Genomic DNA, 1,981 nt, shown 5'->3' with positions numbered 1-1,981 from the left:
CCCCAACGGTCATCAAACCAGATACCTGAGTCATGCCATTCTCCAAAAAATTGAACCGCATTTGGAATTCTTATGCCTCCTAAGCCATTAGGTGTACCGATAATCAACCCAGACGAGCCCAGAGGGTTAGGTCCAATCTTTTTATCAACTTGGTAACTTTTGAAATGATGCCAATATAAATCTCGAAAAGCCTCAAAGAAGGAAATAGTGTTATCGACCAGGGGATAAAAAAAGCTGTTTAAACTAAAAGAATCTTTTCCTACGCCATCTATAACAATTGTTCCTGAATCATGTATCATGTATTCGTCGTCGTCCAATGAATATGCACTATGAAAAAAGGTGTTACGAATGACTGGGTAGTGGTTTTCTTTGAAAAATGTGATTAAATTACTTTTTCCTGCATCTGCCAGAAGATCTAATATAAATTCCTCCTTTTCCCCTATACCAAGCAAACGTTCAAGCTTCCTAGTTTTCCAGAATAAGTAAGACGATGCTCTAAAACCAAGTCTTATACGACATAAGCTCCCTAAAATATTATAGAAGTCGCTATTTTCAAAAAAAGTTGAATAAAATAGGGCCGCCATCCTGGCTTTCTCTTTTCCTTGAAGAAGCTTGTACTGAGTAATATAGGATGTAAGTGCCTCGAACCATTCATATAAATTGCTTTGAGCGTTGGAGGAACCGATGCTTTTATAATTAAGCAGCGTTATAACAAACTCAAATTCATTATGATCTTTGGCTTCGTCGAATAGCGTCGCTAATTCAATTTGAGTTTCCTGCATATTAATTGACAGTGAATTTCATTTTTCAGTTAGCCACAATATCGGAAGCAAAAACCAAATTATTGTTGAGTTTTAAAAATTGCTGTGAAAACGTCAGCCGAATCGCTGGCAGAGAATAAAGTGGTTAGACTAATTTCAAATAAACATGGGTCTATATTTTTAATACATTTATTGTTTAAAAATAGTTTTCGGTAACCTCGTTTTCCGCATTAGTACTATTAATCATGGGTAATTTAAAATACAATAATCTGGTTATCAAGAATTATGATGAATTGTTAAACAGTGCTTTAGAAAAAGCTAAAGGTGAATTCGGTTTAGGGCGAGAGGAATTCGAGCTGCTGTTAACAAATAGCGATATTTTCGACAAGTTGGAGAATAAGATTACTGATCTCCTCCTTCAACAGCAGGATATAAGCTATTTAGAAAATTGGCTTAACATATTTCAGAAAAATCAAAGAACGATAGTTCAAGAACATCCTTTGATGTTCCTCTATTTTTTCCTTTTTATACACGCCTCAAATTCACTCTTTAACAGGTTAAAAACCGAGATGCATGATCGTAAGGTGCCAGTCAGCGATATTGTACGTATGACACTTTTCGGGAATCTATGTCGTACTGTAGACGAGGTCGGGATACTCTTATCAAACGGTTCAACAAGAACGGCATTAGCAGTATATCGCACCGTTTATGAACATGCAGTAGTGGGGATTTTTTTAATGAAAAAAGACGATGAAGCATTGTACCAAAAGTTTGTAGATTATGCTCATAAAGATGTTAGGAAAAAAGCAGACTCGCTTGGCAAGCATTTTCAGGCATTGAAATTCCCGTCTTTGGAAAATAGCCACCAACAGAAAATAGATACTAGAACAAAGGAATTACAAGGATTATATGGCGACTCATTTTTCAATGATTACGGATGGGCGAAAGATCATCTTGATGAGCGTCCGAGCTTCTGGGCTATCGAAAAAGCAGCAGAAATGGAACGTTATCGCCCATTTTATATTTGGGCTAGCGAATTTATTCACCCAAGCTTTCAAACTTTGGGAGACATACAAAATGAGCAGGGCAAAATGGTTCTTGGCAAACTAACTGAGCAATCGCTGGATAAGCATTCTTTTGTTGACCCCATGCAACTCACTTTGAATGCATTCTACTCATTCATTGACTATCTTTTATACGAATATTCTACTGATCACCAA

Annotated in this window: 2 protein-coding genes; one reads left to right on the top strand and one right to left on the bottom strand. The window is 36.6% G+C overall.

What is annotated here, in order from left to right:
* Positions 1-782, bottom strand: a 782-nt coding sequence (locus tag WBJ10_RS16595) for a hypothetical protein (protein WP_424292306.1), incomplete at its 3' end; no start/stop codon positions are given.
* A 224-nt stretch (positions 783-1,006) separates the two neighbouring features.
* Here WBJ10_RS16595 and WBJ10_RS16590 point away from each other — a divergent pair.
* Positions 1,007-1,981: DUF5677 domain-containing protein (locus tag WBJ10_RS16590; protein WP_424292304.1), on the top strand; the 975-nt coding region annotated here is incomplete at its 3' end.

It is taken from the genome of Daejeonella sp. (assembly GCF_049655485.1).
Lineage (GTDB): Bacteria > Bacteroidota > Bacteroidia > Sphingobacteriales > Sphingobacteriaceae > Daejeonella.
This window is presented reverse-complemented; position numbering and strand designations above follow the sequence as displayed.